Here is a 26,558-nt window from a genome sequence, read left to right as displayed (position 1 = left end):
CCATGGGAGATGCCCGGATTGCCGTTCCGTCGCGGGTCGAGGCGGGGCGGGGAGGTGAGGTCGGGCGGCGGTCGGGCGGGGTGGCCTCCAGGGCCGCCGCCTTCGCCGTCTGGTATCTGCGGGTCATCGCGTTCGTCAACTTCCTCAGCGCGGTGTGGGTCTCGCTGTACCAGGACGTGCGCCGGCACAACCAGGACGACTTCTTCACCCCGTACCTGCTGACCGCCGGCTTCGCCTCCGGTGTGTTCACCGCGTTCCTGGCGATCACGATGCGGCGCCGCAAGCGCGCGGCCTGGATCCTCAACCTCGTGCTCAGCGGCGTCTTCCTCGCGCTGTTCGCGTTCGCCATGGCGTTCCCGGAGATCCACCGGTACGCGCAGAACTGGGTGTCGCTGGTGCTGACGGCCGCGTTCGTCGGGGCGCTGCTGGTGGGGCGGCGGGAGTTCTACGCGAAGGGCGACCGCGCCAACCCCCGGCTCGCGGCCACCGTCGCCGTCGGCGGCGGGCTGGCCGCCAGCCTGCTGGCCGGGCTGCTGGTGACGGTCACCAACCAGGCGCCGGACGCGGCCCGTTCGACGTTCTGGGAGCGCTGGCACTACGGCACCCTGCGCCTGATCTCGGTCTCCGCCGACGAGCGCCACTTCCCCGGCATCGCCCCGCCCACCTGGGCCGACGTCACCGTCAACGTGCTCAGCACGGCCCTGGTCCTCGCCGTGTTCTACGCCGCCTTCCGCTCCCGGCGCGCCGTCGACCCGCTCACCGCGGACGACGAGAAGCGGCTGCGGGAGCTGCTGGACCGGCACGGCGAGCGGGACTCGCTCGGCTACTTCGCGCTGCGCCGGGAGAAGAGCGTCATCTGGTCGCCGACCGGCAAGGCGGCCGTCGCCTACCGCGTGATCGGCGGGGTGAGCCTCGCCTCCGGGGACCCGCTCGGCGACCCGGAGGCCTGGCCCGGCGCGATCGTGCCGTGGCTGGAGGAGGCGCGGGCGCACGGCTGGATCCCGGCGGTGATGGGGGCGAGCGAGGAGGCGGGCACCGTCTACCACCGGCACGGCCTGGACGCGCTGGAGCTCGGGGACGAGGCGATCGTGGAGGTCGCCGACTTCACCCTGGAGGGGCGGGCCATGCGCACGGTACGGCAGGCGTACAACCGGGTGCGGCGGGCCGGGTACCAGGTGCGCGTGCGGCGCCACGAGGACATCCCGGCGGCCGAGATGGCGCTGCTGGTGCAGCGCGCGGACGACTGGCGGGACGGGGCGACCGAGCGCGGGTTCAGCATGGCGCTGGGGCGGCTCGGGGACCCGCGGGACGGCCGGTGCGTGATGCTGGAGTGCACGGACGCCGAGGGCCGGCCGCGCGCGCTGCTGTCCTTCGTGCCGTGGGGTCCCGGCGGGCTCTCACTGGACCTGATGCGGCGCGACCGCGACGCCGAGAACGGGCTGATGGAGTTCATGGTCATCGAACTGCTGCGGCGCGCCGGGGAGATCGGGATCACACAGGTGTCGCTGAACTTCGCGATGTTCCGCTCGGTCTTCGAACGCGGGGCGCGGCTCGGCGCCGGACCGGTGCTGCGGCTGTGGCGCTCGCTGCTCAGCTTCTTCTCCCGCTGGTGGCAGATCGAGTCGCTGTACCGCGCCAACGCCAAGTACCGGCCCATCTGGGAGCCGCGGTTCCTGTGCTTCGAGAAAAGCGCGGACCTGCCGCGCATCGGCCTCGCCTCGGCCCGCGCGGAGGGCTTCCTGGAAGTGCCGGGACTGCCCGGGTGGCTGCACCGAGGACGGCTCGGCGCGCGCCGCTGACCGTACCGAGGTAGGGAATGTCGTATGGGATCGCTCGCCCGCTGGGCCCGTGCCGAGTGGGGGCCGCTGTACGGCACCGTGCGCGCAGCCCTGCGCGGTCCGCGCCCGTGGGCGATGCCGGTGACCGCGCTGCCGATGACCGCGGTGGCGGTGCTCCTGACCGCGCTGCTCCAGTTCGCGCAGAACCGGCCGTGGGGTTTCCGGCTGGTGCAGGGCCTCGGCGCGGTCCGGGCCGAGGACCCGCTGTGGCTGAGCCTGCTGCGCACTCCCCTGTCGCTGTTCGTGCCCGCCCTCGACCTGCCGGTGTGGGGGGCGCTGGCGCAGGTCCTGCTGGTGTTCGGGATCGCCGAGCTGTGCCTGGGCTGGCGGCGGGCGCTCGGCATCGCGTATCTCGCCACCCTCGCCGGGACCCTGTACGCGCGCCTGGGCATCACCCTCGGCGCGCACGCCCCCTTCGGGCTGCCCTGGACGGACGCGCAGGTGGTGGACACCGGTCCGTCGGCCGCCGTGGTGGGTCTCGCGGTGTTCGTGGCCTGGCGGCACGGGGCGTACGCCACGGCGGCCGCGGTGACCGTCGCGATGGTCGCGGAGGTGCTGGCCAAGGAGAACCTGGCGGGCAAGGAGCATCTGGCCGCGCTGATGGCGGTGGGCTCGCTCTGCCTGGCGGTGGCGGTACGGCACCACCCCCAGCGTCTGCTTCAGCGGCGGCCGTCGGGCAACCGGGCCGGGCCGGGGTCGGGCCTGCCGCCGATCCAGTCCTGAAGGGCGCGGCTGCGGGGGGTCCAGCGGCGGTCGTGGCGGTAGGCGCGCAGGGTGGCCCGCGCGCGGGCGCGGGGGCGGCGGCTGTAGAAGCGGCGGGCCCAGAAGGAGTCGGGGCGGGCCAGCCGGAGCGCGCCGACCAGCGCGACCAGGGGCACGATCGCGCCGAACACCGCGGTGCGGATCTTGCCCTTGCTCAGGGCGACCAGGGAGAGCAGGAAGTTGGCGGCGATATTGGCGATGACGGTGCCGCGGTCGGCGAGTTCCTCCTGGCTCAGGTCGTTGACGCCGAACGGCGCGAATCCGGAGAGCAGCAGCCCCACCAGGGCGGCGGTGAGCACGACGGCCTCGACGCTCTTGCGGCCCTCCTCGCTCCAGTAGACGTCGTTCAGGTGCAGGATCAGCGCGAACTCGTCCAGGACGAGGCCCGCGCCGATCCCGAACACCACGGCGGCGAGCGCCCCGCCGGTGCCGTGCCGGTCGCTGGCGACCGCGCCGAAGCCGCCGACGACGGTGAGCACCACTCCGGGGACCACGTGGTGGATGTGCAGCCCGCCCGCGCTGACATTGCGGAACGGACCCTTGCCGGCCCGGATCAGACGGGTGATCACCCGTGTGACGACGAACGTCAGCAGGAAGGCGGCGAGGGCGAGCAGCAGCGGAAGCTTGCCCGGTTCGATGATGTTCCGCATCCACCAGTGCCCCATGTGCGCACTTTATCCCCGGCGCCCGGCCCGCGGCGGGCCCCGGTCGCGGGTAGCCCGCGGCGGGCCCCCGGTCGCCCGGTAGCCTGCGCCGATGCGCACGTCCTCGCCGCCCACCGCCCTCGACGGCCTCCGGTTCGCCTTCGGCACGCTCACCGTGCTGCCCGTACGGGTGCGCCGCTGGGACCGGGGTGCCGCGCGCGGGGGCATGCTCGCCGCCGTCCTCGTGGGCCTGGTCGCCGGCGCCCTCGCGGCCGCCCTCGGGCTGCTCCTGCTCCTGCTGGGCGCGGGCCCGCTGCTCGCCGCCGTCGGCTCGGTCGCCGTACCCGCCGTCCTCACCCGCGGGCTGCACCTGGACGGGCTCGCCGACACCGCCGACGGGCTGGGCAGCGGCAAGCCGGCCGAGGAGGCGCTGCGCATCATGAAGCGCTCGGACATCGGCCCGTTCGGGGTGCTCACCCTGGTTCTCGCGCTACTGGCCCAGGTGGCGGTGCTGGCGCAGTCGTACGGCGACTCGTGGGCGCGCGGCGCCGCGGCGGCGGTGATCTCCGCGGTGACCGCCCGGCTCGCGCTCACCCTGGCCGCCCGCACCGGGGTGCCGGCCGCGCGGCCCGAGGGGCTCGGGGCGGCCGTCGCCGGGGTGGTGCCGGTGCCGGGCGCGCTCGCCGTCACCGCGCTGTGCGCGGCGGGCGCCGCCTTCTGGGGCTCGGAGTGGGGCCCGTACGGCGCGCTGCGCGCCGCGGTCGCCGTGCTGTTCGCGCTCGCCGCGGCCGAACTCCTGCTGCGCCGCTGCCTGCGCCGCTTCGGCGGGGTGACCGGGGACGTGTTCGGCGCGCTCGCGGAGACGGCCGCGACGGCGTCCCTGGTGGTGCTGGCCTTCGGCCGCTGACGAACCGGGAGTCAACTCCCGTGCGTGGAGCGGCACTTGGCCACGAAAGATGCGTCCCGCCGGGGGGCGGTGGCCGCCGCGCCACGTACGGGTGAACACCGCGGGCATGAGCGCGGGCGGGCGCGAGCGTACCCTCGTCCCGGGTGTTCGCCCACCAGGCGGGGACCCCGGTTGCCACCTGCCCCCGGACCTGGACCCAGGGTCGGCTGTCGGGCCCGGTCGACCCACCCCACCGCAACTTCACACCGGAAGCGAGAATTCACCACCGTGACTGCTTTGACTCTCAGCACCGCCGCGGCGCCCGGCCTGCGGGCCGACGCGATCGTGATCGGTGTCGCCAAGGGCGCCAAGGGCCCCGTCGTCGCGCCGGGCGCCGAGGCCGTGGACAAGGCGTACGACGGCAGGCTGGCCGGCGTCCTGGAGACCCTCGGCGCCTCGGGTGCCGAGGGCGAGCTGACGAAGCTGCCCGCCCCCGCGGGCTTCAAGGCCCCGCTCGTGGTGGCGGTGGGCCTGGGCGCGGAGCCCGGCACCGAGGACGGCTTCGACGCCGAGGCGCTGCGCAAGGCCGCGGGTACGGCGGCGCGGACGCTCGCCGGCGCGAGGAAGGCCGCTTTCGCGCTGCCCGTGGACGGCCCCGGCGCGCTGGAGGCGATCGGCGAGGGCGCGCTCCTCGGCGCGTACTCCTTCGACGTCTACAAGGAGGACAACGCCAAGGCCAAGGGCGCCCGCGCGAAGAACGGCAAGGCCCCGCTGGGCGAGGCCGTGCTGCTCGGCGGCAAGCCGCGCGACGCCGCCCACAAGGGTGCCCTCGCCCGCGCCGTCGCGGTCGGCGAGGAGCTGAACCGCGCCCGCGACCTGGTCAACACCCCGCCGAACGACCTCACCCCCGAGGTCTTCGCGGGCATCGTGCAGACCGCGGCCAAGGAGCACGGCCTCAAGGTGCAGGTGCTCGACGAGAAGGCGCTGGTCAAGGGCGGCTACGGCGGCATCCTCGGCGTCGGCGGCGGTTCGGCCGCGGCCCCCCGCCTGGTCAAGATCGCGTACACGCACCCCAAGGCCGAGCGGAGCCTCGCCTTCGTCGGCAAGGGCATCACCTACGACTCGGGCGGCATCTCGCTGAAGCCGGCCGGTCACAACGAGACGATGAAGTGCGACATGGCCGGTGCCGCCGCCGTGTTCGCGGCCGTCGTCGCCGCGGCCCGGCTCGGCCTGGAGGCGAACGTCACCGGCTGGCTGGCGCTGGCCGAGAACATGCCGTCCGGCTCGGCGGTGCGTCCGGGTGACGTGCTGCGCATGTACAGCGGCAAGACGGTGGAGGTGCTCAACACCGACGCCGAGGGCCGGCTGGTGCTGGCCGACGCGCTGTGGGCGGCGTCGCAGGAGGAGCCGGACGCGATCGTGGACGTCGCGACGCTGACCGGCGCGATGATGGTGGCGCTGGGCAGCCGGACGCTGGGTGTCATCGCCAACGACGACGCGTTCCGCACCACGGTGTACGAGGCCGCGGAGGAGACCGGCGAGCCGGCGTGGCCGATGCCGATGCCGGAGCACCTGGCCAAGGGCCTGGAGTCCCAGGTCGCCGACATGACCAACGTCGGCGAGCGGTGGGGCGGCGGGCTGCTGGCCGGCCTCTTCCTGCGCGAGTTCGTGGGCGAGGGCATCCCCTGGGCGCACCTCGACATCGCGGGCCCCGCCTTCAACGAGGGCGGCCCCTTCGGGTACACGCCGAAGGGCGGCACCGGCACGGCGGTGCGGACGCTGGTCCGCCTCGTGGAGCTGACGGCCGAGGGTGAGCTGGGCTGACGCCCGCCCACCGGCTCGGGCCGGGTGCCCCGTAGCGCGTCCTCAGGGGCGTGGGTGGCTGCTCACGCAGTTCCCCGCGCCCCTGGGGGGCGCTTGAGGCGCCGGTAGTGGGACGTCTCACACACCAGCCCGGCGTCTCGTCCGCCTCCAACAAGTGCAAAGATGGAGCCCGGCAGGACAGGGCCCCCACCGAAGGGCCGAAGCATCAAGCGGCCGGACACCAGCCGCCCGCCGGTCATCGGAGATCGGCGCAAGGCGCACATGCATGGAGGACGTGACGTGGCGAACGACGCCAGCACCGTTTTCGACCTAGTGATCCTCGGCGGTGGTAGCGGTGGTTACGCCGCGGCCCTGCGCGGGGCGCAGCTGGGCCTGGACGTCGCCCTGATCGAGAAGGACAAGGTCGGCGGCACCTGCCTGCACCGGGGCTGCATCCCCACCAAGGCCCTGCTGCACGCGGGCGAGATCGCCGACCAGGCCCGCGAGAGCGAGCAGTTCGGCGTCAAGGCCACCTTCGAGGGCATCGACGTACCGGCCGTGCACAAGTACAAGGACGGCGTGATCGCCGGCCTGTACAAGGGCCTCCAGGGTCTGATCGCCTCCCGCAAGGTGACGTACATCGAGGGCGAGGGCCGGCTGTCCTCCCCCACCTCCGTCGATGTGAACGGTCAGCGCATCCAGGGCCGCCACGTCCTGCTGGCGACCGGCTCCGTGCCGAAGTCGCTGCCGGGCCTGGAGATCGACGGCAACCGGATCATCTCCTCCGACCACGCCCTCGTCCTGGACCGCGTGCCCAAGTCCGCGATCATCCTCGGCGGCGGTGTCATCGGCGTCGAGTTCGCCTCCGCGTGGAAGTCCTTCGGCTCCGACGTGACCGTGATCGAGGGCCTCAAGCACCTCGTGCCGGTCGAGGACGAGAACTCCTCGAAGCTGCTGGAGCGCGCCTTCCGCAAGCGCGGCATCAAGTTCAACCTCGGCACCTTCTTCCAGAAGGCCGAGTACACCCAGGACGGCGTCAAGGTCACCCTCGCCGACGGCAAGGAGTTCGAGGCCGAGGTCCTCCTCGTCGCCGTCGGCCGCGGCCCGGTCTCCCAGGGCCTCGGCTACGAGGAGCAGGGTGTCGCCATGGACCGTGGCTACGTCCTGGTCGACGAGTACATGCGGACCAACGTCCCGACCATCTCCGCCGTCGGCGACCTGGTCCCGACCCTCCAGCTCGCGCACGTCGGCTTCGCCGAGGGCATCCTGGTGGCGGAGCGTCTGGCCGGTCTGAAGGTCGTCCCGATCGACTACGACGGTGTCCCGCGGGTGACGTACTGCCACCCGGAGGTCGCCTCCGTCGGCATCACCGAGGCCAAGGCCAAGGAGATCTACGGCGCGGACAAGGTCGTCGCTCTGAAGTACAACCTGGCGGGCAACGGCAAGAGCAAGATCCTTAACACCTCGGGCGAGATCAAGCTCGTCCAGGTGAAGGACGGTGCCGTGGTCGGCGTCCACATGGTCGGCGACCGCATGGGCGAGCAGGTCGGCGAGGCCCAGCTGATCTACAACTGGGAGGCGCTGCCGGCCGAGGTGGCCCAGCTCATCCACGCCCACCCGACGCAGAACGAGGCGATGGGCGAGGCCCACCTGGCCCTGGCCGGCAAGCCGCTGCACTCCCACGACTGAGCCCTCGGTCACGGGCGCGACGACACAGACTTCCGCAATTCGTAAGGAGCAACCGAAACCATGGCGGTTTCCGTAACCCTTCCGGCGCTCGGTGAGAGCGTCACCGAGGGCACCGTCACCCGTTGGCTGAAGGCCGAGGGTGAGCGCGTCGAGGCCGACGAGCCGCTGCTCGAGGTCTCGACCGACAAGGTCGACACCGAGATCCCCTCGCCCGTCTCCGGCGTCCTGGCGTCCATCAAGGTCGCCGAGGACGAGACCGTCGAGGTCGGTGCCGAGCTGGCCCTGATCGACGACGGCAGCGGCGCCCCCGCGGCTGCCCCGGCCCCCGCGGCCGAGCCCGCCCCGGCTCCGGCCGCCGAGGAGGCCGCCGCCACTCCGGCGCCGGCCGCCGAGGCCCCTGCCGCTCCCGCCCCGGCCGCCGAGGCCGCCGCCCCCGCCGGTGGCGCCGAGGGCACCGACGTGGTCCTGCCCGCGCTCGGCGAGTCCGTCACCGAGGGCACCGTCACCCGCTGGCTGAAGTCGGTCGGCGACTCCGTCGAGGCCGACGAGCCGCTGCTCGAGGTCTCCACGGACAAGGTCGACACCGAGATCCCGGCGCCCGCCTCCGGCGTGCTGCTGGAGATCGTGGTCGGCGAGGACGAGACCGCCGAGGTCGGCGCCAAGCTCGCCGTCATCGGCGCGCCGGGCGCGGCTCCGGCCGCCGCCCCGGCCCCGGCCGCCCCGGCTCCCGCCGCCGCCCCGGCTCCGGCTCCGGCTCCGGCCGCCGAGCCCACCCCGGCTCCCGCTCCGGCTGCCCCGGCCGCCGCCCCGGCTCCGGCTCCCGCCGCCCCGGCGCAGCCCGCCGCTCCGGCCCCGGCTCCGGCCCCCGCCCCGGCTCCGGTCACCCCGGCCACCGCGCCGACCTCCCCGACCGCCACCCAGGCGACGGACGAGGGCGCGTACGTGACCCCGCTGGTGCGCAAGCTCGCCGCCGAGAACGGCGTCGACCTGGCCACCGTCAAGGGCACCGGCGTCGGCGGCCGTATCCGCAAGCAGGACGTCATCGCCGCCGCCGAGGCCGCGAAGGCGCCCGCCGCCGCTCCGGCTCCGGCCGCCGCGGCCGCCCCCGCCGCCCCGGCCGCCAAGAAGGCCCCGGCGCTGGAGGTCTCCCCGCTGCGCGGCCAGACCGTCAAGATGCCCCGCATCCGCAAGGTCATCGGCGACAACATGGTCAAGGCGCTGCACGAGCAGGCCCAGCTTTCCTCGGTCGTCGAGGTCGACGTGACGCGCCTGATGCGGCTGCGCGCCCTGGCGAAGGACTCCTTCGCGGCGCGCGAGGGCGTCAAGCTCTCCCCGATGCCGTTCTTCGTCAAGGCCGCCGCGCAGGCGCTGAAGGCCCACCCGGTCATCAACGCCAAGATCAACGAGGCCGAGGGCACGATCACCTACTTCGACACCGAGAACGTCGGTATCGCGGTGGACTCGGAGAAGGGCCTGATGACCCCGGTCATCAAGCACGCCGGCGACCTCAACATCGCGGGCATCGCCAAGGCCACGGCGGAGCTGGCCGGCAAGGTCCGTGCCAACAAGATCACCCCGGACGAGCTGTCCGGCGCGACCTTCACCATCTCCAACACCGGTTCGCGCGGTGCCCTGTTCGACACGATCATCGTGCCGCCGGGCCAGGTCGCGATCCTCGGCATCGGTGCCACGGTCAAGCGTCCGGCCGTCATCGAGACCGAGGAGGGCACGGTCATCGGCGTCCGCGACATGACCTACCTGACCCTCTCCTACGACCACCGCCTGGTGGACGGCGCCGACGCGGCCCGCTACCTGACGGCGGTCAAGGCGATCCTGGAGGCGGGCGAGTTCGAGGTCGAGCTCGGCCTCTGACCCCGATCGGGGCTTTTGGCCTGATCAAGCGGTACGACACCCCGTCCGGAACCTTCCGGGCGGGGTGTTCGTGTTTGTCGTCATGCCTGCCGTGTAAGCCTCGTCTCACCTGCACTGAAGCGCCCTCCGTACACGCTCCCGCCGACCGAACCCGCCGTATTGTCTAAAGGTCAGCCCCCCGGGAGGAGCCCTCATGACCGCGCCCGTAGTCCACTCGCTGCGCGAACAGATCCGCGAGCACATCGTGGAGGGGATCGTCAGCGGGCGCTGGCAGCCGGGCGAGCGCATCGTGGAGCGCCGTATCGCCACCGAGCTGGAGGTCAGCCAGACCCCGGTGCGCGAGGCGCTGCGGGAGCTGGAGACGCTGCGGCTGATCGAGTCCGCGCCGAACAAGGGCGTCCGGGTCCGCAATCTGACGGCGGCCGACCTGGAGGAGAGCTACCCCGTCCGGGCCGGCCTGGAGGCCATCGCGGCCGAGCTGGCCGCCGACCGCCTGTCCACCGACTGCTCGGCCCTGGAACCCCATGTGCTGGCCCTGTACGAGGCCGACCGGGCCGCCGACGGCACCGCGCAGGTGCGGCACACCGTCGGCTTCCACCGCGAACTCGTGCGCGCCGCCGACAACTCGGTGCTGCTGCACACCTGGGAGGGCCTCGGCATCGAGGTCTTCACCGCCCTGTCGATCCGCTGGCTGGGCACCGTGCAGCAGTCGTACGCGGAGGAGCACGAGGAACTGGTGCAGGCGTTCAAGCGCCGGGACCCGCGGATCGCGGAGCTGGTGAAGGCGCACGTGCTCGGCTGCGCCCCGCGCGCCTGACGCCCGCCTGATGCCCGACTGACGCGACGCACCCGAGCACACCCCCGCTCACCTGCGAATTCCCTGATCAAAGTCGGCACCGGGTGCCCGGTTCCAAGGCACCGGGTGCCGACTTTCTTGGAATCGAGAGGTTTTGCCGCTCAACCCTTTGATCGATCATCGATCAGGGGGTTACAGTCACCGACGGACTTCCACCCGAGGTCCGCCTGCCCTGTCCTGCCAAAGACCAAGGGCACCCCCGAACCCTTACCGATGAGGGAACCCCCTTCGACTGAGGAAGGCGGCGACATGACCGACCCCCACGCCATCCAGCCGAGCGAGCTCGACCAGCTCCCGGACCGCGACCCCGAGGAGACCGCCGAATGGCGGGCCTCCCTGGACGCCGTGGCCAGGGAGGCAGGCCCGCATCGCGCCGCGTACCTGATGCGGCGCACGCTGGAGCGCGCCGAGGCGGGCGGCATCGCGCTGCCGAAACTGCTGGAGACGGACTACGTCAACACCATCCCCACCTCCGCGGAGCCGGCTCTGCCCGGCGACCCGGAGATGGAGGCCCGGATCACCGCCTGGAACCGCTGGAACGCGGCCGCGATGGTCACCCGCGGCAGCAAGCACGGCGTCGGCGGCCACATCGCCACCTTCGCCTCCGCGGCCTGGCTGTACGAGACCGGCTTCAACCACTTCTTCAAGGGCAAGGACACCGGGGAAGCCGCCGGGTCCGGCGACCAGCTGTACATCCAGGGCCACGCCTCCCCCGGCATCTACGCCCGCGCCTTCCTGGACGGCCGCCTGAGCGAGGCGCAGCTGGACAACTTCCGCCAGGAGGCGGGCGGCGACGGTCTGCCCTCGTACCCGCACCCGCGCCGGCTGCCCTGGCTGTGGGAGTTCCCGACCGTCTCCATGGGCCTCGGCCCACTGTCGGCGATCTACCAGGCGCGCTTCAACCGCTACCTCACCAACCGCGGCATCAAGGACGTCTCGGCCTCGCACGTATGGGCGTTCCTCGGCGACGGCGAGATGGACGAGCCGGAGTCCACGGCGGCCCTGGCGCTCGCCTCCCGCGAGGGTCTGGACAACCTGACCTTCGTCATCAACTGCAACCTCCAGCGCCTGGACGGCCCGGTCCGCGCCAACTTCAAGATCGTGCAGGAGCTGGAGGCCCAGTTCCGCGGCGCCGGCTGGAACGTCGTCAAGACGCTGTGGGGCACCGCCTGGGACGAGCTGTTCGCGCTCGACACCACGGGCGCGCTGGTCCGCCGGCTGCGCCAGGTGCCGGACGCGCAGGTCCAGACGTACCAGACCCGCGACGCCGCCTACATCCGCCAGGACTTCTTCGGCGCCGACCCGGCGCTGGCCGAGATGGCGAAGCTGCTCAGCGACGACAAGATCCTGGAGTGCTTCCACCTCTCGCGCGGCGGTCACGAGGCGAGCAAGGTGTACGCCGCGTACAAGGCGGCCGTCGAGCACGAGGGCGCGCCGACCGTGATCCTGGCCCAGACGGTCAAGGGCCACACCCTGGGCGACGGCTTCGCGTCGAAGAACGCCAACCACCAGATGAAGAAGCTGACGGTGGACGAGTTCAAGACGATGCGGGACCTGCTCGGCCTGCCGATCAAGGACAGCGACTTCGTGGACGGCGTGGTGCCTTACGGCCACCCCGGCGCCGACTCCCCCGAGGTCCGCTACCTCCAGGAGCGCCGCGCGGCCCTCGGCGGCCCGGCCCCGGCCCGTCGTACGCACCCGCTGGCCCCGCTGCCCGCCCCGGCCGAGAAGGCGTTCGCCTCCTTCGACAAGGGCTCCGGCGCGCAGAACGTGGCGACCACGATGGCCTTCGTCCGCCTCGTCAAGGACCTGGTCCGCGACAAGGAGACGGGCAAGCGGTGGGTGCCGATCGTCCCGGACGAGGCGCGCACCTTCGGCATGGAGTCGCTGTTCCCGTCGCTCGGGATCTACTCCCCCAAGGGCCAGACGTACGAGCCGGTCGACCGCGACCAGCTGATGTACTACAAGGAGGCCAAGAACGGCCAGATCCTCAACGAGGGGATCACCGAGGCCGGTTCGATGGCCGACTTCATCGCCGCGTCCACCGCGTACGCGACGCACGGCGAGGCGATGATCCCGTTCTACATCTTCTACTCGATGTTCGGCTGGCAGCGCACCGCCGACCAGATGTGGCAGCTCGGCGATCAGCTCGGCCGCGGCTTCCTCGTCGGCGCGACGGCCGGCCGTACGACGCTGACCGGCGAGGGCCTCCAGCACGCCGACGGCCACTCGCCGGTGATCGCCGCGACCAACCCGGCCGCGCTGTCGTACGACCCCGCGTTCGCCTACGAGATCGCGGTGATCGTCCGCGAGGGTCTGCGCCGGATGTACGGCGAGGCCAAGCCGGGCGAGGACCAGAACGTCTTCTACTACCTCACCGTCTACAACGAGCCGCTGCCGCAGCCCGCGAAGCCCGGTGTCCCCGGCGTCGACGAGGGCATCGTCAAGGGCCTGTACCGCTTCAACACCGCGGAGTCCGCGGGCGTGACGGTCCCGGCGAACGCCCCGCGCATCCAGCTGCTGGGTTCCGGTACGGCGATCCACTGGGCGCTGGACGCGCAGCGCCTGCTGGCCGAGGAGTGGGGCATCGCGGCCGACGTCTGGTCGGCGACGTCCTGGACCGAGCTGCGCCGCGACGCGCTGGAGGCCGACGCGGCCCTGCTGCGCGGCGAGGAGCGCGTGCCGTTCGTCCGCCAGGCGCTCCAGGGCGCCGAGGGCCCGGTCCTCGCGGTCTCCGACTACATGCGCCAGGTCCCGGACCAGATCGCGCAGTGGGTCGAGCAGGACTGGTCCTCGCTCGGCACCGACGGCTTCGGCATCTCGGACACCCGTCCGGCCGCCCGCCGCCACTTCGGCGTGGACGCCGAGTCCATCGTGGTCGCCGCCCTCGCCCAGCTCGCCAAGCGCGGCGAGGTCAAGGCGACGGCGGTGAAGGAGGCTCGCGAGAAGTACGGCCTGTAAGCACCGCGGCGGGTCGGGAGAAGGGGTACGGCAGGCTGCCGTACCCCTTCTCTGTCAGTGGCCCCCGGCATCATGGGCCCATGCGTGCGGCCCGGCTCATCAAGATGGTGCTCCTCCTCCAGGCGCGGTCCTGTATGACCGCCGGCGAGCTGGCGCGGGAGCTGGAGGTGTCGGAGCGGACGGTGATGCGGGACGCGCAGGCGCTGTCGGAGGCGGGTGTGCCGGTGTACGCGGACCGGGGGCGCGCGGGCGGGTACCGGCTGGTCGGCGGGTACCGGACCCGGCTGACGGGGCTGGCGCGCGGCGAGGCGGAGGCGCTGTTCCTCAGCGGGGTGCCGGGGGCGCTGCGGGAGATGGGGCTGGCGGACGCGGCGTCGGCGGCCCGGCTGAAGGTGGCGGCGGCGCTGCTGCCCTCCCTCCAGGACGCCCCCCGCACCGCGGCCCAGCGCTTCCACCTGGACGCGCCCGCCTGGTTCCGCGCGCCCGGGACGCCCGCGCTGCTGCCCGCGCTCGCCGAGGCGGTGTGGGACGACCGGTGCGTCACGGCCCGGTACCGGCGCGGGGACGGCGAGGTGGAGCGGCTGCTGGAGCCGTACGGGCTGGTGCTGAAGGCGGGCGCCTGGTACCTGTGCGCGCGGGTGCCGGACGCGGGGGCCTTCCGCACCTACCGCGTCGACCGGTTCGCCGCCGTGGACGCGGCGGACCTCCGCTTCCGGCGCGACGAGGACTTCGACCTCCCCGGTTACTGGGCCGCCCAGGCCGAGCGGTTCGCGCGCTCGCTGCTGCGCGCCGAGGCCGTCGTACGGCTCTCCCCCGAGGGGGTGCGCCGGCTGCCGGACGCCGTCGGCGCGGCGGCCGCGCGGGAGGGGCTGGCCGGTGCCGGGGAGCCGGACGGGTCGGGGTGGGTGGCGGTGACGCTGCCGGTGGAGTCGGAGGAGGTGGCGTACGACCAGCTGATCGGCCTCGGGCCCGAGGTGGAGGTGCTGGCGCCGGGGAGCCTGCGGGAGCGGTTCGCACGGGACGCGGCGCGGCTCGCGGAGCTGTACGGCGCGGGGTGACGCGGCCGTCGTACTCCCGCGTGCGCCCCACCGGCGCAGGCCCGATGCTGGAGCGGTGATGGACGAGACGGAGTTCTGGGAGCTGGTCGACAGCACGCGCGAGGCCGCCGGGGGCGATCCCGAGGACCAGGCAGAGCTGCTGGTGGACCGGCTCACCCAGCTGGACCCGGAGCAGGTCCTGGACTTCGCCCGTCACTTCGAGGCCCGCTACAACCGGGCCTACCGCTGGGACCTGTGGGGCGCCGCCTCGGTGCTCCTGGACGGCGCCGGCGACGACGCGTTCGATTTCTTCCGGTGCTGGCTGATCGGCCAGGGCCGGGAGGTCTTCGAGGGCGCCCTGCACGACCCGGACGCGCTGGCCGGGCTGCTGGGCGACTTCGACGAAGAGGTCGACGGCGACGCCGAGGAGCTGGGGTACGCGGCCGACGAGGCGTACGAGCAGCTCACCGGCACCGTGGCCGCCGACCTCGGCCTCCCGCCGGCCCCCGCGGAACCGGCGGGCACGCCGCTCGACCTGGAGGACGACGCGCTGCTCGCCCGGCGCTACCCGAGACTCTGGGAACGCTTCAGGGGCTGAGGGACGGCCGGGACGACGCCGGGGCGGGGCGGCGGCTCGGCGGGTGCGTGGTGGCGCGTGGATGCGCGGTGGGCGAGGGCGTGGGCGGGGGCGTGGTGGGTGCGTTCGGCTGGTGCGTGGCGGGCGGGCGCGTGCCCGGTGATGGGGTGATGAGTGCGGGCGTGCCCGGCGCGTGCGTGACGGGTCGGGTCGGCGTAGGAGTCCGGTGCTGGAGGCGGGTGCGACCCTGGAGGCGGGCCGCCGTCTCCCTGATCTCGGGCAGCCGGGCGGCGAGGGCGGCGCCGGGGCAGTTGGTCATGAACCCGTCGTTGTGACCGGCGATGGCGGGCAGTGTGACCGCGGTGCCCGCGCGGAAGCGGCTGTGCCCGTTGCTGGAGACCAGCCGTACCCGCGCGCGCGGGTCGATGTCGGCCAGACCCAGTTTCCAGGCGGCGAGGGCCGTGATGGCGTCGGTCATGGCCCGCGGCACCGGCACCCCCGCAGTGAAGGTGCCGATCGCGGCGATCCCGGCGGTGCGGTGGTTGAAGCCCTGCGCGTGGGCGCCGGTGACGGCCCGGTCGACGCCGCCCGCGCGGCCCTCGTAGATCGTGCCGCAGCGGTCGACGAGGAAGTTGTAGCCGATGTCGTCCCACCGCCGGGCGCCGGTCTGACCGGCGTACAGGCGGCGGATGATCTCGGGGGTGTCCGCGCACCGGTAGCCGTTGGGCGAGTCGGTGTGGTGCACGAAGACGGCGATCACCCTGTCGTCGTAACGCGGCGGCGGCTGGGCGTGCCCGGTGGCGCGGTCCAGCCAGGCGGAGCGCGGCACGATCAGGGGCCGTCCGGCGAGGTGGGCGCCCCCGGTCCCCGGCGCGGCGGAGCGCAGGTCCAGCGCGGCGGGCCGGTCGGGCGGGATCAGGGCGGCCCGCCCGGCGCCGCGCGCGTACAGGGCGAGCGCGAGGACGGCCAGCAGTCCGGGCAGGGAGCCCAGCAGCACCAGCAGCGGGCCGGGGACGATCCTCCTGGCCCTTCGGACGACGGACATGGCCCCACTCTCGAGCCAGCCGCCCCCGCCCGCGATGTGCGCTGTGCCACCTGGCGGAACCAACGTCCCGGTCCGGGGCGTTTCTGTGGGTAGCGGCACACGTGGCCGGTTCGCCGTCGGCGCCCGATCATGTACCTGTGACCCTTCAGCGGGCCCGACCCGCCCGTGTGCGGGGTCCCAAGAGAAAGGCGGCTCCGTGGACCTCCTCGATCTGCTGCTGGTGCTGGTGATCCTCCTGTACGCCGCGTCCGGTTACCGGCGCGGCCTGGTGGCCGGGTGCGTCTCGCTGGCCGGGTTCGTCGGCGGCGCGATCGTCGGCGTATGGGCGCTGCCGTGGGTGACCGGCCAGGTGGAGCGGGGCACGGCGACCGCGACGGTGCTCGCGGTGCTGACCGTGCTGGTGCCCGCCGCGGTCGGCCATGAGCTGGCGGGCCGGCTCGCGCTGCGGCTGCGCGGCGGCCTGGACCGGGGACCGCTGCGCGTGATGGACGGCGTCGGGGGCGCGGCGGCCAACGCGGTCGCGGTGCTGATCGTGGCCTGGGTGGCGGCGAGCGTGCTCAGCGCGGCCCCCTCGCCGGCCCTGACCACGGCGATCCGGGACTCCTCGCTGCTCGGCGCCGTGCAGCGGACGATGCCGGACACCACGCCCGCCTGGTTCTCGCGGGCCACCTCGGCGCTGACGGACGCGGGCTTCCCGCAGGTCTTCAACCCGTTCGAGAACGAGTCGACGGCGCAGGTGCCACGCCCCACTGGGGACAGCGTGACGGTGGCCGCGACGAACGCCGCCAAGGCGAGCACCGTCAAGATCGAGGGGGTCTCGGGCAGCGAGGGCCGGGAGGGCAGCGGGTTCGTGTACGCGCCGGGGCGGGTGATGACCAACGCGCACGTGGTGGCGGGCATCGCCCGGCCGAGCGTGCGGGTGGGAGGGGTCGGCCCGGTGTACCCGGCGCGGGTGGTGCTGTTCGATCCCGACCGGGATGTGGCGGTGCTGTACGTGCCGGGGCTCGACGCGCCGGTGCTGCGCTTCGACACCGGGGCCTCGCGCGGGGACTCGGCGGTGGTGGCGGGCTATCCGCAGGACGGCGGCCTGAACCTCCAGGCGGCGACCGTGGGGAACCTGGTGCGGGCGACCGGGCAGAACATCTACAGCGACGGCGCGGTCACCCGCGAGATCTACTCGATCCGCTCCACGGTCCGGCCGGGCAACTCCGGCGGGCCGCTGCTGACGACGGACGGGCGGGTGTTCGGGGTGGTGTTCGCCCGCTCCACCTCGGACGCCGAGACGGGGTACGTGCTGACGGCCTCCGAGGTGGCGTCGGACGCCCGGCGGGCGGCGACGGCGACGGCGGCGGTGGACACGGGCGCGCTGGTGGGCTGAGCGGGCGGTGCCCTGTCACAGGGCGCGGCCCATGCAGATGTCGTCGACGTAGGCGCCGTCGAGGAGGAACTCGCCCGGCAGCACGCCCTCGACGGCGAAGCCCTCGGCCTCGTAGAGCTTCCTGGCCGGGGTGTTGTGGCCGAGCACGCGCAGGGTGAGGCGGCGGGCACCGCGCGCGCGGGCCTCGGTGACGGCGGCCCGGATCAGCGCTCGCCCCAGGCCCCGGCCGCGGGCCCCCTCGGCGACCACGAACCCCTGGATCGTGAGGACGTGTGCGTGGGCGGGGAGCGGGATCGTCTGGGCGAGGCGGACGTAGCCGGCGACGCGGCCGTCCAGCTCGGCGAGGAGGAAGTCGCCGGGGTGGTGGCGCTCGTCGAAGACCGGCGGGTACGGCGGCTCGGGGCGGGGCATCACCGCGTGCAGGGTGGACCAGGTGTCCCGTTCGAGGCGGGCGAGGGGTTCCTCGTCGGCGGGCGTGGCGGGGCGTATGTGCGGCTCGGGCATGGGGGCCACCTTAAGCGGGGCGGTGCGGGGGACCCAGCGGGTTTCCGTGCCCCGCGCTCCGGGCGCGCGCGGGCGCTTCGTCGTGGCGCGCGAGGGCGCCGTGCGGCGCACGGAACGGATGTGACCGTATGCGACCTCCATGCGACCGTGCCCTGTCGATGCGCGACTCCTTACGACCGATCACGGCCCTGATACTCGACGCGAACTCGCGTATCCCTGAAGCCGGTTGGGGGCACAACGTCTCCACCGACCGCTCAGCGCAACCACAGGAGGGGCCTCGTGCTTGAGCCCGCGAACCAGGTGGACGTCGTCATCGTGGGAGCCGGCATCGCCGGTCTCTCGGCGGCCCACCGGCTCACCAGCGCAGGAGTAACGACCGCAGTCCTGGAGGCCGCCTCGTGCGTCGGCGGCCGCATGTCGACGGAGAAGGTCGACGGTTTCCGGCTCGACCGTATCGGACAGCTGCTGTCCACCGCGTATCCCGAGCTCCGGCTGACGCCGGGGCTGGACTCCCTGGTCCTGCGGTGCTTCGCGCCGGGCGTGCTGCTGCACCGCGACGGGCGCACCCACCGGGCGGGCGCGCCGGCGAGCGGGGGAAGCGCGAGGGGCGCACTCCATGCGGTGCGCGCCCTGGCGAGCGCCCCCAGGGGCGCGGCGGCGCCGCCCGGCAGGGGCGCCCCGGTGGGCGGCGCGATGGACCAGGCGCGGCTGGGCGCGGCGCTGAACCGGATCGCCACGATGCCGGTCGAGCGGCTTCTCGCCCGCCCGGAGCTGCCCGCCGCGCAGGCCCTCGCGGCCCGCGGGGTGCCGGCCCGCACGGTCGAGGGGTTCCTGCGGCCGCTGCTCGCCGCGCTGCTGTGCGACCCGGAGCTGACGACGTCCAGCAGGTGCGCCGACCTGGCGCTGCGGGCGTTCGCGGGCGGGCGGCTGTGCGTGCCGGAGGGCGGCGCGGACATGCTGCCGGAGCTGCTGGCGCGGGCACTGCCGCCGGGCACCGTGCACACCGGGGTGCGGGCCACGTCGGTGTCCACCACGTCGGTGACCACGGCGGAGCACGGGGAGATCCGCTGCCGTGCGGTGCTGCTGGCGACCGACGCGCGCTCGGCGGCGGAGCTGCTGCCGGGGCTCAGGGTGCCCCGGTTCCATCCGGTGACGGTGGTCCACCACACGACGGACGAGCCGGCGGCGGCGTTCTCCACCGGCGCCTCGCTGCTGCTGGACGCGGACCGGGGCGGGCCGGTGGCGCACACGTCGGTGCTCAGCAACGTCGACCCGAGCCGGGCGCCGGTCGGCCGGGTGCTGATCTCCTCGACGGTGCTGGGCACCCCGCCGGAGGGGGTGGACACCGCGGTCCGCATCCACCTCTCCCGCCTCTACGGCACCTCCACGCGCCGCTGGGAGACGCTGGCCGTGCACCACACCCCGGAGGCGGTCCCGGTCATGCGCCCCCCGCACGACCTCCGCCGCCCGGTGCGCCTCCTCGCCGGCCTGTACGTCTGCGGCGACCACCGCGGCACCAGCACCCTCCAGGGCGCCCTGCACTCCGCCCACCGCGCCGCCCGGTCCATCCTCTCGGACCTCGGCGCCACGGGTTCCCTGCACAGCGCCGACCCGGCCCCGACGATGCCGAGGGCCGCCTGACACCTCCGCCGGTGCCGGGCGCCGTCGCGGCGGGGTTTCGACTCGGCTCCCGGCCCCGGCGGACGGCCGGGGCCGGCCCGGCGGGCCAACTCCGGTCCAGGTCCCGCCGGCCTCAGTTCAGGGCCGCCACCTTCTCGTGGTAAGTCCGGGCCGGGGCCGCGTCCTTGTAGGGCTCCAGGCGGCGTTCGAAGTCGCGGATGTACTCGATGGCCCGCGCGCTGCGCATGTCCGCCGCCTGGACCGCGGCCTCGGCGGCCAGCGCGCACGCCTGGTCGAGTTCGCCGAGGCCGAGGCGGGCCGTGGCGAGGACGACCCGGCAGAACAGCCGGCTGCGGGCGTACGCGGGCGCGCGCAACTGGAGGGAGCGCTCCGCGTGTTGCGCGGCGGCCCGGAACTGCTGGAGGTCCCGGTGGCAGTGCCCCAGCTCGTCCGCGAGCTGCGCCTCGTCGAAGAACCGCGCCCAGTACGGCACTTCGTCCCCCGGCCGGGCCGCCTCCAGCGCCCGCTCGGCCCGCACCAGCGCGGCCGTGCACGCCCGCACCTCCCCCAGCACACCGTGCGCCCGCGCCTCCGCCGCGTGCAGCAGCGACTGCACGGCCGGCGGCCCCCCGGTGGCGATCCCCTGCTGGGCGACCCGCGCGAGCTGCACCGCCTCCCGGCCGTGCCCGAGGTACACCGCCTGCCTGCTCATGGTGACCAGCACGAAGGAGCCGTACGGCCGGTCGCCCGCCGCCTGCGCGAGCCGCAGCGCCTGCACGAAGTACCGCTGGGCCAGCCCGTGCGCCGCGATGTCGTACGACGTCCAGCCCGCCAGCCGGGTCAGGTCCGCGGCCGCCGAGAACAGCCGGCGCCCGGTGTGCTCGTCGTAGCTGCCGCGCAGCATCGGCTCGCACTCGTGCTCCAGGTACCGCACCAGCGCCTGCCGCGCGTGTCCGCCGCCAAAGCGGTCGTCCAGGGTGCGGAACAGCTCGCCCACCGAGCGCAGCGCGGCGATGTCGCCCGCGCCGACCCGGTGTCCGGGGACCCGCTCCAGGGGCCCGCGCGTCCGGGGCCGGGCGGCCGGGGGCCGGGGCACGCCCGGCCGGCCCTGCGCGGGCACCCGGGGTGCCGGCTCCCTGGCCACCCGGTCGTCGGGTTTGCCGATCAGCCAGTCCCGGCTGGGCACCACGAGCCCCGCCGGGGTGAACGCGATCTTGCGCAGCTCGGCGTGGCTGCCGGAGTCCTTGCGCCACAGCCCGCTGACGATGTCCACGGCCTCCTCCGGGGTGGCCGCGAACTCCAACCCGGCGTACACCGGCGCGCACGCGTCCAGGCCGAGGTCCTGGGCGGAGAGCCGGCGTCCGAGCCGGCGGGTGAACACCTCGGCGATCAGCGCGGGCGTCGTACCCCTCGGCTGCTGGCCGCGCAGCCAGCGGGTGACGGAGGTCTTGTCGTATCTGAGATCCAGCCCGTGTTCGAGGCCGAGCTGGTCGACGCGCCGGGCCAGACCCGCGTTGGAGAACCCCGCCTCTGCGATGAGCGCGGCGAGCTGACGGTTGGGGGTGCGCTGCGCGGGTCGGTCCGTCATCGGTGGTGCGGTCTCCTGCCTCCGGGCCTCGTTACGTGCCGGGATTGCCTGTGAGCAGCCCTTTTGGCCTCATGAACGGCGCGAATGTAGCGGAGAGTGAGCACCCGCTCGGATACTTCAGCTTTCATTCATCCGATCGTGTGAGGATTGCCCGCAGGGCTGACGTCCCACGGACGGACGTACAGTGGCGTGGGCGCGTGACGTGCCTGACATCGCTAGGGAGGCGCTTGCCGTGAGTGAATTGCGGTTCGTCCGTATGGGGTTCGGCGCGGAGGCCGTCGACTACCAGGAGGCATGGGACGAGCAGCGCCGGGTGCACGCCGCCCGGTTCGCCGACGAGATCCCGGACACCGTGCTGCTCCTGGAGCACCCCCCGGTCTACACGGCGGGCCGGCGCACCGAGGACAGCGAGCGGCCGCTGGACGGCACCCCGGTGATCGACGTGGACCGCGGCGGCAAGATCACCTGGCACGGCCCCGGCCAGCTGGTGGGCTATCCGATCCAGAAGCTCCCGCGCCCGGTGGACGTGGTGGCGCACGTACGGCGCCTGGAGGAGGCCCTGATCCGCACCTGCGCGGAGTTCGGCCTGGAGACCACCCGCGTCGAGGGGCGCAGCGGTGTGTGGGTGCTCGGCGACCCGGTCGAACAGCGGCCCGCACTCGGCGACCTCTCCCTGGACTTCGACCCCCGGCTGACCGACGAGGAGTTCGACCCCCGGCTCAACGGCCCGGAGTACGCGCCCTCCAACGCCGGCCAGCGCCGCGAGGACCGCAAGATCGCCCAGATCGGCATCCGCGTCGCCAAGGGCGTCACCATGCACGGCTTCTCGTTCAACGTCTGCCCCGACATGAAGTGGTTCGACCGGATCATCCCGTGCGGCATCCGCGACGCGGGCGTGGCCTCCCTGGCCGGCGAGCTGGGCCGGGACGTCACGGTGGAGGAGGTCGTGCCGGTGGCCGAAAAGCATCTGCGGGACGTCCTGGAGAACGCCGACCTCAGGCCGCGGCCGGTCGAGAAGGCGTCGGCCTGACGGAACCCCCGCGCGGGAATGCGCCCTGCGGTCGTGAGGTTGAGCTCGGCGCCAGGGCGTGCAGAACACGGGCGTACCCTGGGGGACGCCGAAGAATCAAAGCTGAGGGAGCCGGTCGTGTCCGCAGTCGCACCCGACGGACGCAAATTGCTGCGCCTGGAGGTCCGCAACAGCCAGACCCCCATCGAGCGCAAGCCCGAGTGGATCAAGACGCGGGCGAAAATGGGCCCCGAGTACACCAAGATGCAGAGCCTCGTGAAGAGCGAGGGCCTGCACACGGTCTGCCAGGAAGCCGGCTGCCCGAACATCTACGAGTGCTGGGAGGACCGCGAGGCCACCTTCCTCATCGGCGGCGACCAGTGCACCCGGCGCTGTGACTTCTGCCAGATCGACACGGGCAAGCCCGAGGCCCTGGACCGCGACGAGCCCCGCCGGGTGGGCGAGTCGGTGGTCACGATGGACCTCAACTACGCCACCATCACCGGTGTCGCCCGCGACGACCTGCCGGACGGCGGCGCCTGGCTGTACGCCGAGACCGTGCGCCAGATCCACCGGCAGACCGCCGAGCGCGCGGAGGGCCGCACGAAGGTCGAACTGCTCGCCCCGGACTTCAACGCGGTCCCCGAGCAGCTGGCCGAGGTCTTCGAGTCCCGCCCCGAGGTCTTCGCGCACAACGTCGAGACGGTGCCCCGGATCTTCAAGCGGATCCGCCCCGGCTTCCGTTACGAGCGCTCCCTGAAGGTCATCACCGACGCCCGCGACTTCGGCCTGGTCACCAAGTCCAACCTGATCCTCGGCATGGGCGAGACCCGCGAGGAGGTCAGCGAGGCGCTGAGGCAGCTGCACGAGGCCGGCTGCGAGCTGATCACCATCACGCAGTACCTGCGCCCCTCCGTGCGCCACCACCCGGTCGAGCGCTGGGTGAAGCCGCAGGAGTTCGTGGAGCTGAAGGAGGAGGCCGAGGAGCTGGGCTTCTCCGGGGTGATGTCCGGCCCGCTGGTGCGCTCCTCGTACCGCGCCGGTCGCCTGTACCAGATGGCGATCGAGAAGCGCGGCAGCTACGTCGCGAGCCAGGCCGTGTGAGCGCCATCCGTCCTCATCGTGTGTGAATTCGCGCACAAGTAATTACCGGCCAGTAGCGGCCGGTTCGACGCGGTCCTGACCGTCCTCGCTGATGAGGGCACCCGTCAGGGCCGCGTCAGGGTTTGCGGCCGCCGTATCAACGTTTCATCGGTGTTTGACCGCTCGGACACGCCCTGGTAACACCAATCAGTGACCCTCGAATCACGCCTCGTACACCACCCGCTCGCAGGGGGTATCTCGACCATGCAGGCCCCGCCGGTACGCGCCACCGCCATCCCCTCCCTCACCGACGCCCTCCGCGCCGTCGAGTCGCTGCTGATGAGCGGCGGCCAGCGCACCGCCCGCCGTAACGCCTGGACCTCGGTCCTGGAGGACCGCCGCCGGGCCAGGGACCGGGTGGAGGCGCAGCGCTTCTACGAGCGGTCCGCGGACGGCTCGTAGCCCCGCCGCCCCCGCGGGCACTGCCGTCGTCCGCGCTCCCGGCGCCACGTAGACTTCGTGCCATGGCGAGGAAGGAAACCGCGGCGGACGCCGCGAATGCCGGGCGACTGAAGCAGATCGCCCTCACGTACAAGATGACCCGCAAGGTCGACTCCAAGATCGGCCTTGTGCTCTCGGCCGTCGGGCTCGGCACGCTCGCGGTGTTCCTCGTGATCGGCTTCTTGCTGGGCCACCCGGTCTACCTGGGCATCTTCGGTCTGCTGGTGGGCCTGCTGGGGGCGGCGGTCGTGTTCGGCCGCCGGGCCGAGCGGGCCGCCTTCGGCCAGATGGAGGGCCAGCCGGGCGCCGCGGCGGCGGTGCTGGACAACGTCGGCCGGGGCTGGACCACCACCCCCGCGGTGGCGATGAACCGCAGCCAGGACGTGGTGCACCGCGCGGTCGGCAAGGCCGGCATCGTACTGGTCGCCGAGGGCAACCCGAACCGGGTCAAGAGCCTGCTGGCCGCCGAGAAGAAGAAGATGAACCGCATCGTCGCCGATGTGCCGGTGCACGACATCATCGTGGGCAACGGCGATGGCCAGGTCGAGCTGAAGAAGCTGCGCACCACCATGCTGAAGCTCCCGCGCGTGCTCACCGGCCCCCAGGTGACCACCACCAACGACCGGCTGCGCGCGCTCGGCGACCTGATGAGCAACATGCCGGTACCGAAGGGTCCGATGCCCAGGGGCATGCGGATGCCGAAGGGCGGCAAGAGCGGCCGCTAGGCCGCGCTGCGCGACGCGTTAAGACGAGGGGGGCGCCCGGTGTGACACCGGGCGCCCCCCTCGTCGTACTCCTCGTTCCCGGCCCCTACGGGTCAGACCCGGACCTCGACCGTCTTCGCCAGCCGGTCGTGCAGGCCGCGGCCGTCGCGGTCCCAGACCAGGGCGGGGATGGCGAGGCACAGCAGGACGGTGCGCAGCAGGGAGCGCAGCGGGTTGACGGTGCCGGTCCCCAGGGCCACGACCCGGATGCCGAACAGGCGCTTGCCCGGAGTGAAGCCGATGGTGCCGACCAGCAGGGCGCTCATGACGAAGAAGACGCCGAGGGCCCAGTTGCCGGTGCCCTGGTCGTAGCCATGCGTGATCAGGCTGTATGCGATCAGCAGGCACAGCGCCCAGTCGACCGCGATGGCCCCGAGCCGCCTGCCCGGCCGGGCCAGCGAGCCCGGACCCTCCTCGGGCAGCCCCAGCTGTTCCCCCCGGTAACCGAAGTCCGCGCCGGCGTCTTCCATGGCCGCGCGAGGGCCGGAGAGCCACGATCCGAGTGCCTGCCTGTTGTCCACCCGACCACGGTACTGCGTCCCCATATGACCGGGGGACGCCGGGGTGTCCCGGAGCTACGGTGGACGAGTGCCCGGTTAACTTCAGCGAAACAATCGGGTCACGCCGGAGAAATCACCCGTCCCTAGGGTCGGGACGAGCGTGTGCCACCGCACTGGCCGCACGAACGATCTACCACCCCGGCGCGGACGGCCGGGAGTAGGAGGAGCTGGATGTTCCAGAACGCCGACGAGGCCAAGAAGTTCATCGCGGACGAGGACGTCAAGTTCATCGACGTCCGGTTCTGCGACCTGCCGGGCATCATGCAGCACTTCACCGTGCCCGCCGAGGCGTTCGACCCGGACGAGGAGCTGGCCTTCGACGGATCCTCGATCCGCGGCTTCCAGGCCATCCACGAGTCCGACATGGCGCTGCGGGCCGACCTGTCCACGGCTCGGGTCGACTCGTTCCGCCGGGACAAGACGCTCAACGTCAACTTCTTCATCCACGACCCGATCACGGGCGAGCAGTACTCCCGCGACCCGCGCAACGTGGCCCGCAAGGCCGAGGCGTACCTCGCCTCGACCGGCATCGCGGACACCGCGTACTTCGGCCCCGAGGCCGAGTTCTACGTGTTCGACTCGGTGCGCTTCCAGACCAGCGCGAACGAGTCCTTCTACCACATCGACTCCGAGGCGGGCGCCTGGAACACCGGTGCGGTGGAGAACAACCGCGGCTACAAGGTCCGCTACAAGGGCGGCTACTTCCCGGTCGCGCCGGTGGACCACTTCGCCGACCTGCGCGCCGAGATCTCCCTGGAGCTGGAGAAGTCCGGCCTGAAGGTGGAACGCCAGCACCACGAGGTGGGCACGGCCGGCCAGGCGGAGATCAACTACAAGTTCAACACGCTGCTGGCCGCCGCCGACGACCTCCAGCTGTTCAAGTACATCGTGAAGAACGTGGCCTGGCGCAACGGCAAGACCGCGACCTTCATGCCGAAGCCGATCTTCGGTGACAACGGTTCGGGCATGCACGTCCACCAGTCGCTGTGGAGCAACGGCGACCCGCTGTTCTACGACGAGGCCGGGTACGCGGGCCTGTCGGACACCGCCCGTTACTACATCGGCGGCATCCTCAAGCACGCCCCCTCGCTGCTCGCCTTCACCAACCCGACGGTGAACTCGTACCACCGCCTGGTGCCCGGCTTCGAGGCGCCGATCAACCTGGTGTACTCGCAGCGCAACCGCTCCGCCGCGATGCGCATCCCGATCACCGGCTCCAACCCGAAGGCCAAGCGCGTCGAGTTCCGCGCGCCCGACTCCTCCGGCAACCCGTACCTCGCCTTCTCGGCGCTGCTCCTCGCGGGCCTGGACGGCATCAAGAACAAGATCGAGCCGGCCGAGCCGATCGACAAGGACCTCTACGAGCTGGCTCCCGAGGAGCACGCCAACGTCGCGCAGGTCCCGACCTCCCTCGGCGCCGTCCTCGACCGCCTGGAGGCCGACCACGAGTTCCTCCTCCAGGGCGACGTCTTCACGTCCGACCTGATCGAGACGTGGATCGACCTCAAGCGCACCCAGGAAATCGCCCCCCTCCAGCTGCGCCCGCACCCGCACGAGTTCGAGCTGTACTTCGACGTGTGA

The 26,558-nt window shown here is 73.0% G+C and carries 21 protein-coding genes and 1 pseudogene; 17 read left to right on the top strand and 5 right to left on the bottom strand.

What is annotated here, in order from left to right:
- The first annotated feature begins 2 nt into the window (after positions 1–2).
- Both ACE4Q9_RS24135 and ACE4Q9_RS24130 read left to right on the top strand, forming a co-directional pair.
- Entirely contained in the window at positions 3–1,799 is a 1,797-nt protein-coding gene (locus tag ACE4Q9_RS24135; RefSeq protein ID WP_397986320.1) for a phosphatidylglycerol lysyltransferase domain-containing protein, read from the top strand.
- 24 nt (positions 1,800–1,823) lie between these two features.
- Positions 1,824–2,561, top strand: coding sequence for a hypothetical protein (locus ACE4Q9_RS24130; protein ID WP_397986319.1), 738 nt, complete (start codon positions 1,824–1,826; stop codon positions 2,559–2,561).
- Here ACE4Q9_RS24130 and ACE4Q9_RS24125 read toward each other — a convergent pair.
- Complete coding sequence (locus ACE4Q9_RS24125; protein WP_397986318.1) at positions 2,498–3,265, bottom strand: hypothetical protein; 768 nt, start codon at positions 3,263–3,265, stop codon at positions 2,498–2,500. The genes ACE4Q9_RS24130 and ACE4Q9_RS24125 overlap by 64 nt on opposite strands.
- Positions 3,266–3,356: 91 nt before the next feature.
- Between ACE4Q9_RS24125 and ACE4Q9_RS24120 the strand changes: the two genes are divergently transcribed.
- The 8 genes from ACE4Q9_RS24120 to ACE4Q9_RS24085 all read left to right on the top strand — a co-directional run bounded on the left by ACE4Q9_RS24120 (position 3,357) and on the right by ACE4Q9_RS24085 (position 14,946).
- Positions 3,357–4,151 carry an adenosylcobinamide-GDP ribazoletransferase gene (locus ACE4Q9_RS24120; RefSeq protein ID WP_397986317.1) on the top strand — a complete coding sequence of 265 codons (795 nt, stop codon included), beginning with the start codon at positions 3,357–3,359 and terminating at the stop codon, positions 4,149–4,151.
- Positions 4,152–4,418: 267 nt separating this feature from the next.
- Complete coding sequence (locus tag ACE4Q9_RS24115; protein ID WP_397986316.1) at positions 4,419–5,954, top strand: leucyl aminopeptidase; 1,536 nt, start codon at positions 4,419–4,421, stop codon at positions 5,952–5,954.
- 279 nt (positions 5,955–6,233) lie between these two features.
- Positions 6,234–7,622: a dihydrolipoyl dehydrogenase gene (lpdA, locus tag ACE4Q9_RS24110; RefSeq protein WP_397986315.1), complete on the top strand. Its 1,389-nt coding sequence runs from the start codon at positions 6,234–6,236 to the stop codon at positions 7,620–7,622.
- A 60-nt stretch (positions 7,623–7,682) separates the two neighbouring features.
- A complete protein-coding gene (gene sucB / locus ACE4Q9_RS24105) occupies positions 7,683–9,494 on the top strand; it encodes a 2-oxoglutarate dehydrogenase, E2 component, dihydrolipoamide succinyltransferase (protein WP_397986314.1) in 1,812 nt (603 codons plus the stop codon).
- A gap of 193 nt (positions 9,495–9,687) precedes the next feature.
- Positions 9,688–10,311 carry a GntR family transcriptional regulator gene (locus ACE4Q9_RS24100; protein ID WP_046421248.1) on the top strand — a complete coding sequence of 208 codons (624 nt, stop codon included), beginning with the start codon at positions 9,688–9,690 and terminating at the stop codon, positions 10,309–10,311.
- A 288-nt stretch (positions 10,312–10,599) separates the two neighbouring features.
- On the top strand, positions 10,600–13,311 hold the full coding sequence (gene aceE / locus ACE4Q9_RS24095; protein ID WP_397986313.1) for a pyruvate dehydrogenase (acetyl-transferring), homodimeric type: 2,712 nt from the start codon (positions 10,600–10,602) through the stop codon (positions 13,309–13,311).
- An 80-nt stretch (positions 13,312–13,391) separates the two neighbouring features.
- Positions 13,392–14,369, top strand: coding sequence for a helix-turn-helix transcriptional regulator (locus ACE4Q9_RS24090; RefSeq protein ID WP_397986312.1), 978 nt, complete (start codon positions 13,392–13,394; stop codon positions 14,367–14,369).
- Positions 14,370–14,427: 58 nt separating this feature from the next.
- Positions 14,428–14,946 (top strand): DUF4240 domain-containing protein, encoded by a 519-nt coding sequence (locus ACE4Q9_RS24085; RefSeq protein ID WP_397986311.1) that lies wholly within the window; start codon positions 14,428–14,430, stop codon positions 14,944–14,946.
- A gap of 220 nt (positions 14,947–15,166) precedes the next feature.
- On the opposite strand, the pseudogene ACE4Q9_RS24080 reads toward ACE4Q9_RS24085, so the two are convergent.
- Positions 15,167–15,922: pseudogene (locus tag ACE4Q9_RS24080) on the bottom strand (peptidoglycan recognition protein); the annotation flags it as partial.
- Between the two features lie 244 nt (positions 15,923–16,166).
- Between ACE4Q9_RS24080 and ACE4Q9_RS24075 the strand changes: the two are divergent.
- On the top strand, positions 16,167–17,348 hold the full coding sequence (locus tag ACE4Q9_RS24075; protein WP_397986310.1) for a MarP family serine protease: 1,182 nt from the start codon (positions 16,167–16,169) through the stop codon (positions 17,346–17,348).
- 15 nt (positions 17,349–17,363) lie between these two features.
- Here ACE4Q9_RS24075 and ACE4Q9_RS24070 read toward each other — a convergent pair whose 3' ends face one another.
- Complete coding sequence (locus ACE4Q9_RS24070) at positions 17,364–17,852, bottom strand: GNAT family N-acetyltransferase (protein ID WP_397986309.1); 489 nt, start codon at positions 17,850–17,852, stop codon at positions 17,364–17,366.
- A 279-nt stretch (positions 17,853–18,131) separates the two neighbouring features.
- On the opposite strand from ACE4Q9_RS24070, the gene ACE4Q9_RS24065 reads away from it, so the two are divergent.
- The gene (locus tag ACE4Q9_RS24065; RefSeq protein ID WP_397986308.1) at positions 18,132–19,493 is read left to right on the top strand and encodes an NAD(P)/FAD-dependent oxidoreductase; all 1,362 of its coding nucleotides are present in this window, start codon (positions 18,132–18,134) and stop codon (positions 19,491–19,493) included.
- Positions 19,494–19,605: 112 nt separating this feature from the next.
- Here the strand turns inward: ACE4Q9_RS24065 and ACE4Q9_RS24060 are convergent, their stop codons facing one another.
- Positions 19,606–21,060, bottom strand: coding sequence for a regulator (locus ACE4Q9_RS24060; protein WP_397986307.1), 1,455 nt, complete (start codon positions 21,058–21,060; stop codon positions 19,606–19,608).
- A 232-nt stretch (positions 21,061–21,292) separates the two neighbouring features.
- Between ACE4Q9_RS24060 and lipB the strand changes: the two genes are divergently transcribed.
- The 4 genes from lipB to ACE4Q9_RS24040 all read left to right on the top strand — a co-directional run bounded on the left by lipB (position 21,293) and on the right by ACE4Q9_RS24040 (position 24,378).
- Positions 21,293–22,090 (top strand): lipoyl(octanoyl) transferase LipB, encoded by a 798-nt coding sequence (lipB, locus tag ACE4Q9_RS24055; RefSeq protein WP_397986306.1) that lies wholly within the window; start codon positions 21,293–21,295, stop codon positions 22,088–22,090.
- 117 nt (positions 22,091–22,207) lie between these two features.
- Positions 22,208–23,173, top strand: a complete 966-nt coding sequence (gene lipA, locus ACE4Q9_RS24050) for a lipoyl synthase (RefSeq protein WP_397986305.1) — start codon at positions 22,208–22,210, stop codon at positions 23,171–23,173.
- Positions 23,174–23,416: 243 nt separating this feature from the next.
- Entirely contained in the window at positions 23,417–23,614 is a 198-nt protein-coding gene (locus ACE4Q9_RS24045; RefSeq protein ID WP_397987314.1) for a hypothetical protein, read from the top strand.
- 62 nt (positions 23,615–23,676) lie between these two features.
- Positions 23,677–24,378: a DUF4191 domain-containing protein gene (locus ACE4Q9_RS24040; protein ID WP_397986304.1), complete on the top strand. Its 702-nt coding sequence runs from the start codon at positions 23,677–23,679 to the stop codon at positions 24,376–24,378.
- A gap of 92 nt (positions 24,379–24,470) precedes the next feature.
- On the opposite strand, the gene ACE4Q9_RS24035 is transcribed toward ACE4Q9_RS24040, so the two are convergent.
- Complete coding sequence (locus ACE4Q9_RS24035) at positions 24,471–24,938, bottom strand: RDD family protein (RefSeq protein ID WP_397986303.1); 468 nt, start codon at positions 24,936–24,938, stop codon at positions 24,471–24,473.
- 210 nt (positions 24,939–25,148) lie between these two features.
- Between ACE4Q9_RS24035 and glnA the strand changes: the two genes are divergently transcribed.
- Entirely contained in the window at positions 25,149–26,558 is a 1,410-nt protein-coding gene (gene glnA / locus ACE4Q9_RS24030; protein ID WP_397986302.1) for a type I glutamate--ammonia ligase, read from the top strand.

Origin of the sequence: Streptomyces sp. AM6-12, from assembly GCF_044327085.1 — a bacterium.
Taxonomy (GTDB): domain Bacteria; phylum Actinomycetota; class Actinomycetes; order Streptomycetales; family Streptomycetaceae; genus Streptomyces.
The sequence above is the reverse complement of the archived record's forward strand: the minus strand, read 5'-3'. Positions and strand labels throughout refer to the sequence as shown.